The organism is Paenibacillus koleovorans NBRC 103111 (genome assembly GCF_004000845.1).
Classification (GTDB): Bacteria; Bacillota; Bacilli; order Paenibacillales; family NBRC-103111; genus Paenibacillus_AA; species Paenibacillus_AA koleovorans.
On sequence record NZ_BIMA01000192.1, the window covers coordinates 1 to 8,400 of the forward strand.

General features: G+C 53.1%; 7 protein-coding genes. 4 read left to right on the plus strand and 3 right to left on the minus strand.

All coding sequences use genetic code 11. From position 1 onward, the window contains the following. Positions 1 to 96 precede the first annotated feature (96 nt). A complete protein-coding gene (locus PKO02S_RS31100; RefSeq protein ID WP_127589029.1) occupies positions 97 to 435 on the minus strand; it encodes a hypothetical protein in 339 nt (112 codons plus the stop codon). A gap of 188 nt (positions 436 to 623) precedes the next feature. Between PKO02S_RS31100 and PKO02S_RS31105 the strand changes: the two genes are divergently transcribed. Continuing rightward, complete coding sequence (locus PKO02S_RS31105; RefSeq protein WP_127589031.1) at positions 624 to 1,505, plus strand: AraC family transcriptional regulator; 882 nt, start codon at positions 624 to 626, stop codon at positions 1,503 to 1,505. A gap of 6 nt (positions 1,506 to 1,511) precedes the next feature. On the opposite strand, the gene PKO02S_RS31110 is transcribed toward PKO02S_RS31105, so the two are convergent. Next, on the minus strand, positions 1,512 to 2,066 hold the full coding sequence (locus PKO02S_RS31110; RefSeq protein WP_127589033.1) for a hypothetical protein: 555 nt from the start codon (positions 2,064 to 2,066) through the stop codon (positions 1,512 to 1,514). 235 nt (positions 2,067 to 2,301) lie between these two features. Here PKO02S_RS31110 and PKO02S_RS31115 point away from each other — a divergent pair, with 235 nt between their 5' ends. The 3 genes from PKO02S_RS31115 (at position 2,302) to PKO02S_RS31125 (ending at position 6,420) form a co-directional block, all read left to right on the plus strand. Further along, positions 2,302 to 2,835, plus strand: a complete 534-nt coding sequence (locus PKO02S_RS31115; RefSeq protein ID WP_127589035.1) for a QcrA and Rieske domain-containing protein — start codon at positions 2,302 to 2,304, stop codon at positions 2,833 to 2,835. A 131-nt stretch (positions 2,836 to 2,966) separates the two neighbouring features. Continuing rightward, positions 2,967 to 4,703: an ABC transporter ATP-binding protein gene (locus PKO02S_RS31120; protein WP_127589037.1), complete on the plus strand. Its 1,737-nt coding sequence runs from the start codon at positions 2,967 to 2,969 to the stop codon at positions 4,701 to 4,703. Continuing rightward, positions 4,696 to 6,420 carry an ABC transporter ATP-binding protein gene (locus PKO02S_RS31125; RefSeq protein WP_127589039.1) on the plus strand — a complete coding sequence of 575 codons (1,725 nt, stop codon included), beginning with the start codon at positions 4,696 to 4,698 and terminating at the stop codon, positions 6,418 to 6,420. The genes PKO02S_RS31120 and PKO02S_RS31125 overlap by 8 nt, the downstream gene beginning before the upstream one ends. A 32-nt stretch (positions 6,421 to 6,452) precedes the next feature. On the opposite strand, the gene PKO02S_RS31130 is transcribed toward PKO02S_RS31125, so the two are convergent. Beyond that, positions 6,453 to 8,219, minus strand: coding sequence for an ABC transporter ATP-binding protein (locus tag PKO02S_RS31130; protein ID WP_127589041.1), 1,767 nt, complete (start codon positions 8,217 to 8,219; stop codon positions 6,453 to 6,455). Positions 8,220 to 8,400: the final 181 nt, after the last annotated feature.

Below are 8,400 nucleotides of genomic sequence, written 5' to 3' on the forward strand. Positions count from 1 at the left end.
GCGAGATGGCGAGATGGCGAGATGGCGAGATGGCGAGATGGCGAGATGGCGAGATGGCGAGATGGCGAGATGGCGAGATGGCGAGATGGCGGTCAATTATAGCCCGGCCAGCGAGCGCCGGCAATAGCGCCGGATGCACTCGAACGCCAGCCAGACGGCCGCATCGGCGCTCATGCGCTTCTGAAGCTCCTGCTGCGGGTGAACCGCTTGCGCGAACTGCGCATCCAGCGTCTCCCGCAGCCATGCGCCGACATCGCTCAAGTAGCTGACGAAGGGCTCGTAGTCAGGCAAATATGTCTCCGTTTGGCCCCAGCTCCTTTTGACAATCGCCTTCGCTTCCACTTCGCTCAGATGATACGTTTCCCGCAGCAAATCAATCACGCCGTCCAGTACTTCCCCGTACTCGTCTTCCGTTACAAGGTCGTGGATTTGCATGCCCTTCCCTCCCGATTCGGTCCCCTCGCAGCCTCGACGTTGCGCAATTGGGGGCTATCTCTGGTATGTTAACCTCATCATAACAAACTTTTTTCGGCGATAGTTCCATTTTGTTGCTAAGTAATAGCACTGTGTTGTTATAATGAGGATAGAGCTATTCGATCGATTCCGAGGAGGTTGCGATAAAGATGCCGTTCTCTAATAATGTTTTGCTGGATCGCCATTTTTTGCTCAAATATCGGGACCTCTCGACGAATAAAGAGTCCTTCGCGGAGTATTACCATTACCACCGGGGCATCGAATTGCTGTTCGTGTACCAAGGCAAAGGGCAGCTGGTGCTCAATCGGAAGGTCACGCCGCTGGAGTCGGGCAGCATCTTCTTCATTCAGCCGTTCCAGCTGCACCGCGTCCATTTCGACGTTAGCGAGGACTGCCCTTACGAGCGAAGCGTTATCAAGTTCGAGCCTACTTATTTTTATCCGTTGCTGAAGCAGTATCCGACTGTGCTGCGGTTTTTTGAGCGGATGTGGAAGGACGAGCTGAGCGAGCAGGTGCTGCGAATGGAGTCGGATCGGACGTATATTTATTCGTTGCTGGAGCGGTTATATAGGCGAGTTGGCGATAGTCGGGAGAAACGCGGCGGTTCGGAGTTGGCGGAGGCGGCGGCCGTGCTGCTGCTCCCGATCCTGGACTATTTGCAGTCGCTGGAAGGGGCGATCGAGGAGCGGACCAGCGGGGTTCCGAGAGCCGAGCATCATGCGGAGAAAATCATGCATTGGGTCGAAGAGCACTACACGGAGCCGTTCGAGCTGGAGCAGGTGGCGCGGGAGCTGCATCTGTCGAAGCATCACGTGTCCCATCTGTTCCGCAGCGAAACGGGGAGCAGCCTCACCGAGTACGTCATCGCGAGGCGCATCCGTCAGGCGTGCTGGCTGCTCAAGACGGACGACGCCTCGATCGAGCAGATCGGCGCGCGGGTCGGTTTCCCGCATTTCTCTTACTTTTGCCGCGTGTTCAAGAAGTCGACCGGCATGACACCGGCGCAGTACCGGAATTATGCTTCGATATGAGGCGGATTACGCTATCAGGGTTGTAACTGCGAAGATGAGAATACTGACGGCGAAGACGATCAGAACCGCCTTCCACTTGTTGATGGAAGTCATTCCGAAAAAGTAGGTCGTCGCCCCTTCCCCGCACAAGTAAAGCATCAGCAAGCTGTTCCAGACGACCCGTATGCCATGTTTCACATAGTTCACGGTTTGATCCTGTACAGCTGCGCCGAGCTGTTCGGCTACTCCCGGAATGGAGATGATCACATTAACGTTCCGGCACACCGCATAAGCGAAATAGAACAGGGCCAGCCACCATCCCCATTTCTTCCCGATCCACATCCCGACAGCGGCTGCGACACCTGAAAGCCCAATCAAGCTGATCGATCCTTGTAACAGAACGGCTGATACTCCTAAGACGGAGGATGCCTCATTCAGCTCCTTCAGAGCCGTTAGCTGCGTGAAGAGCAGCAATCCACCTCCAATGGCCAGCAAAACCGCCAAAATACTGACACCCGCGGGGCGATCATACGATCCATTGATAATTTTTTCTTTCTGGTTGTTGGGGCTCAGGTCCAGCAAGGAAATCCTCCTATCAATCGAATAAATCTCACCAAAAAATAGTTCGATATGGATTTCCAATTCCCTTTAATATTGTTGAATAAATTTGTAAAACATTCACATATTTCTCACTATTGATTAGCTCATCTCTATATCTCAACCGGTGTACTATCAGCAAGAAGTTCCCCGTTGAGGAGGTAGTTGCGCAATATGAGTGAGAAACTGCCTAGAAAAATAACTATATAGAAGAGCGTTTTTGAGCACATCCGGCAAGTTAGCTATAGGTGCGGCAGGGATTTTGCTTGGAAGTTCAGGGTTGTGCTATTACGGTGCGATTCAGGGGAAAAAGCAAGAAGAGCTGGCGAATGCGACTCGGGAGCTTTCAGGAAATTTCGTGAAAATCGGGGCATTCGAGCAGTTAAACTCCATCCAAGGTTTTGAAAAGATTCAATATTCGGCGATCACCAAGGACGCCTGGGTAACGAACACCAACCATGGATTCGTCTATGTAACCAACCACGAGAACAAACTGCGCATCCTGTCACCTGCATGCTCCCACCTGGGCTGTACGGTGGAACCGGCAACGGAGGCGCAGAAGAAGACCAAAAAAGAGCTCTACTTCTTATGTCCGTGCCATCTCGCCGAATTCGACAAGGCGGGAAATGCCGTCGGAGTGGTCGATCAGGGGTTATACTCTTATGCACCTGTTCTTGCAGACGGCAATGTCTACATTGACATTTTGTCTCCTACCATCTCTTGCCAAGGACCCATTAGGAGAACTTTTTTATAACGATTTTCCCATCCCTAAACTCTAGCAGAAAAAGGAAAGCCTTTCTCCTGCGGCGAATACGTTACGATGCTTTTCGACAGTTCACCTTGTGCGGCTGTCTTTTTTGCTTCATCGGAGGAGGAGAAGGGCCAATGGCAACCTACAGATGGGTAGTCTCTTATTTAAAGCCTTATGCGCCTCTATTGGTGCTGTTTGTGTTATGCGGATTGCTGGTGACCTCGATTGAAATAGCGATCGCCAAATTCGTCCAGCATTTTATCGATGTGATTGCCCCTAGCGGGCGAACGGCGTCCTTGTACAGGATTATCGGGATGCTCTGTGGTTTTGTGGTGCTTATGCTAGGCGCTCAAGCTTGGAGAAATGTGCTGCAGCGCAAAATCCAGGAGCTGGCCTCCCGCGATCTGATGGTGGCGATGTTCAGGCACCTTCGCAAGCTGGGCTTCGCTTACTACGAGCAGCATCCGGTCGGGGAGACCGTAGGATTGTTTCAAACGGAGGTCGCCGCCGTCCAGCGAATCTACCGCGTATATGTACCTACCCTGATTCAGTATTCGGTCACCTTGATTGTTTTAACGGCTCTCCTAATAGAGTTGTCTTGGCAGTTGACCGTTTGGATTGTTCCTTTTTTTATGTCGTATTACTTGCTTGGCCCTTATTTCGAGAAAAAAGCTTCCGTCTGGGCGAAGGATGTGAACAAAGAGCGGCAGCTTGCCAATAAGCGGCTGTACGACACCTTTGCCGCGATCCACGAGATGCGCGCATTTGGTGGGGAGCGGTGGAGCATCGCACGCCTGATGCAGCAATTTGCCGTCTTGCATGCCAAGCAGCTAACCCAATATTTTTATGCTTATATGCGGGGAACCGTCAGACGGGTGACGATTGGATTAGGCGCCGTGGCTATTTTCGCCTATGGCATTACGCTTGTTCGCGACGGGCACATGACGGTTGGCGAGTTTGTTGTGTATTCGATTTTTTACGGCAGGTTGCTTGGTACGATGACGGCGATAGTGACGCTCACAACGGAGCAAAGGCTGTTGCTGCAGCAGGCGTCCATTCTGCACGATTTTATTCGACAGATCCCCTCCGTTCAGGAGGAGCTCGTCCCGACTCGTTTGCCGGAGATTCGAGGAGCAATCACATTCGATAACGTAAGCTTTGGCTATCCCGCTAGACCGGAGGTGATCCGGCACTTTTCGCTTCACATCGCTCATGGACAAAAGGTGGCGTTGATCGGCACAAGCGGCGGAGGAAAATCGACGCTTCTGAAGCTGGTTGCGCGTTTCTACGATCCGGTCGGGGGAGAGATTCGATTAGACGGGATCCCGTTGAAGAAACTTTCGTTCGAGCAGCTGCGCTCTTCGATTGGATATGTTTTTCAAGAAACTTATTTGTTCGGAGGAACCGTGCGGGAAAATATACAATTCGGGTTGCCGGATGCGACGGACGAGCAAATGGTTGCAGCCGCGAAGGCAGCCTATGCGCACGATTTTATTGAGAAGCTCCCGGAGGGATACGACACGATTATCGGGGAACGCGGCATCAAGCTGTCCGGTGGACAGAAGCAGAGATTGGCAATCGCCCGCATGTTCATCAAAAATCCTTCCATCGTCCTGCTGGATGAAGCGACTAGCGCGCTGGACAACATCAGCGAATATGAAGTGCAAAAAGCGCTGGATTCGTTATTAGCCGGCCGAACTACGATCGCGGTAGCCCATCGTTTATCTACCGTGCGGCATTTCGATCAAATGGTCGTCATCGATGAAGGGCAGAACGCGGAGCAAGGTACATATGAAGAGCTGCTGGCTAAAGGCGGATTGCTCCGAAATCTGATTCAAGGTCAGCAGGAGCGGAGGACAGCCTATGAATAACGTATGGTGGTTTGCTCGCGCGATCGGGATGGTCCGCTGGGGCGTGACGGTCGGGCTCCTCTTGTTTGCGATCAAGATTGTGGCGAGCCTCGTCATGACGGGGATTCAGAAATGGATTATCGACGATATTTTCATTCAGGGTATGTATGGACGGGCTGTATGGTACTTATCGATTTTCGCAGCTGCCCTTCTCGTCTACAATGCCTTTCACGCCATCGCCGCCCGGTTTATTGATGCGAGTGCGTTTCGTTTGTTTCGTCTCTTGACGGAAACGCTGGTGACTCGACTGCATAAGTGGCCGACCGCTGCGATCCAAGGCGACCGTACGGCGAAGTTCGTTCATTATGTGAATGGCGATGTTCAGGCGGTTACTTCCATGATTCAAGGATTTTTGCCGCAAGGGCTTCAGCATGGGATCAGCTTGCTTCTGCTCGGCGGATTGATCGGGTGGGCGAGCCCGTTGTTGCTCGTCTCGATTCTCGCCGTCAGTGCCGTCTACATGATAGTGGGGCGCTACTTTGGCCCTCGGGTCAAAGCCGCCGCCAAAAACGTCCAGGAACAAAAATCGAATTTGCTTGTCCAGATTGAAGAAGGCATTTCGTCCTCGCGCGAAGTGATTGCCTATCACCGGTTGAAGTGGGAGGATGAACGATTCTCCGGCCTGTTCGCCAAGTATTTCAAATCCGTCATGGATGAAGGACGGCTCGAAAACAAACAAACGCTCGCGAGCGACCCCCTCCGCTGGATCATCACCTTCTTGACGCTGGGCATCGGCGGCACGCTCGTTATTCAGCGGTCGATCTCGCTTGGAACCTTCGTAGTCGTCTATCAATTCGCTTCGGGGTTGATGGATGCGGCACAGGGACTTTTTCAATTTGCGATGCAGGTTTCGGGCCGTATGGCCGCCGTGGAGAGGCTGCGGAAGCTGCTGGGCACGGATAGCTGGAAGGACGGAGACCGTCGCCTAGGCGGGCCTATCACCTCTATCGAGTTGGATCATGTCCGGTTTCGCTATGCCGATACACTGCCTCTCGTCCTGGATGGGGTGGATGGCAAGTTACCGGTTGGCCGTAAAATTGCATTCGTCGGTACAAGCGGAGGCGGAAAATCGACAGTCGCTCAGCTGCTAGTCCGCTTTTTCGATCCGGTGGAGGGACAAATTGCGGTCAATCGGATCTCCCTTACGGACATAGAGCGCCAGGAATGGGCGGATAAGGTGCAAATCGTGTTTCAGGAGCCTTACCTATTCCCGGATACGATTCGAACCAACCTAACACTAGGGCGTACGGTCACTCCAGATCAGCTGGAGCAAGCGTGTCGAATTGCGCAGATCGATACCTTCATCGAGCAGTTGCCGGAACGATTCGAGACCGAAGTCGGAGAACGCGGGGTGACCTTGTCCGGCGGGCAGCGGCAACGTCTGGCGCTCGCCAGGGCCTTGCTTGGCAATCCGGAAATTCTCATTCTGGATGAAGCGACGAGCGCACTGGATCTGGAGACGGAACGCCGCATCCAGCAGGCGATCGATAAGGAACGTGAGGGCAGGACGACAATCGTAATCGCGCACCGGCTATCAACAATTAGGAATGCGGACATCATCTACGTCATGCAAGATGGCAAAATTGCAGAGACCGGCACACACGATGAACTAACCGCTAGAAACGGCGTGTACGTTTCTCTCTCCGAGCGGGAGCGGCAAGAAGCGTTTGTCGGTTAGTCTGTCATGTGCTACCCCAGCCTTATGGGACACTAGCTAACAAATTCGGGGATCTCCTGCTTTTTCCAAAAGTCCATAAACCGCCCTCCATTGCCAATCAGCTGCCTCGGGCTGCCCGATTCCATCGGCTGTCCCTTTTCCAAGAAGAGCACCGTGTCGACATGGCGAATTGTCGATAGTCGATGGGCGATAATGATCTTGGTGCTGTCGCCCGACCAGTCGGCAAGCCGCTGTTGGAATAGCGATTCCGTCTCTACATCCAGAGCGGATGTCGGCTCGTCGAGGACCAGGATCGATGCTTGGCGCAGAATGGCCCGGGCAATGCCGATTCGCTGCTTCTGGCCCTGGGAAAGCTTGATCCCCCGCTCCCCTACCCGGGTATCGAAGCGATCGCTCAGAACCTCGATGAAATCAAGCGATTGAGACAGCTCCGCAGCCGAGCGAATCTCCATCTCGGTCGCTTCCTGCCGGCCTACGGCAATGTTGTCTCGCACCGTTCCGTCAAATAAGTAGACATCTTGGGTCACGGATGCCAGGCACCCGCGAAGAGAGTCGATGGAATACTCCTGAATCGGCACTCCGTTGATACGGATGATGCCCTCTTGCGGCGTATACACCCTGTAGAGCAGCTTGACGATCGTACTTTTGCCGCCCCCGCTTGGTCCAACCAGTGCCAACGATTGCCCTGCCGGAATGCGGAAGCTGACGTTCTTCAACACCGGATGCCCTTCCCGGTACGCGAATGTCACGTTCTCAAATTCAATGACCGGCGGTCTAGGCTCTAGCTTCCGCCCGACCTCACTTGACTCGGGCTCCATTTCCATCGTGTCCAGCAAGCTCTCCGTTCCGGCAGACACCCTCTGCAGCGAGTTGACGATGCCCGTGATGCTGGCAAACGGCTCGCTGGCTCGATCAAGCAGGGTTATGAATGCGACTAACGCCCCAGGACCGATCTGATCGTCCACCATCAGAATCGCCCCAATTCCGATCCCGAACAAGTACCCGAGCTTCTCGGGCAGGACACGCATCAGGTCGCGAACAGCCTGCATTTTCTCAATGGCCACCCAAAGGCGAATCCCGCGCTCGCAAATCTCACGGAATCGGCTCTTCACCGTTGCCTCCAGCTGATTCATCTTCACCTCGCGCATTCCCGAGAGCGTTTCTCCCATTTGGAAAAACACTTCGCCTCCATGTGTCTGCTGCTGGGCCACCAAATCTTTATAGGTTTCCTTCACGAGAAGATTGCTGAGCAACTGCAGCGGCCCCACTAGTACGGCCACAACTCCAAGAAGCGGATGAACCGTCAGTAAATAAACCCCGACCGCCAAAAAAGAAAACGGCAGCGCAATCAGCTTGAGAATGTCGAAGACGATAAAATGTTTGAACACTTCCAGCTCGCTAAACAGAAGGTTTTTGGAGTGAGAACTGTGCCGGCCCTCATGAACGCTAAGCGGCAACCCAACTAGCTTGTTCATGACTAGCTCTCTCATCGAGAATACGATATTCGTGTTGATCACTTGGTTGCATATGCGAGCGAATAGCGTGCAAACAAGCCCAAGCGCGACGAAGCATGCGATTCCCACGAGAATTCCACTCAGTTCGGAGGAAGTCAAATCCGTCCCGCCATCGAATAAGCGTCTGCTCGTCTCCGCCAACATCAGTGCGGAACCGGTACCGCCCAATTGAAGAAAAATGACGGCCATGTACCAGTATTTGTACCTCAAGCACAGGCTTAGAAACTGTTTAAAACCGTCTCGCCTGACCAGCTCCAATACGCTTCGTTTATTCTTATCCCCCATCTGTTCAACTCTCCGCTTCTAATGCTACCTCTCCTTTCTATTCTATCTAGATTCTGGATTCTGGGAAATGGAAAAGTTCCTTATACAAAAAAAAGAAGGCTGCCAAATCCAATTTCTGGATGTAGACTAAACGGGTACAGCCAGTAACCCGGCTTTGCAACCCTATTTCTTTCCCACCCCA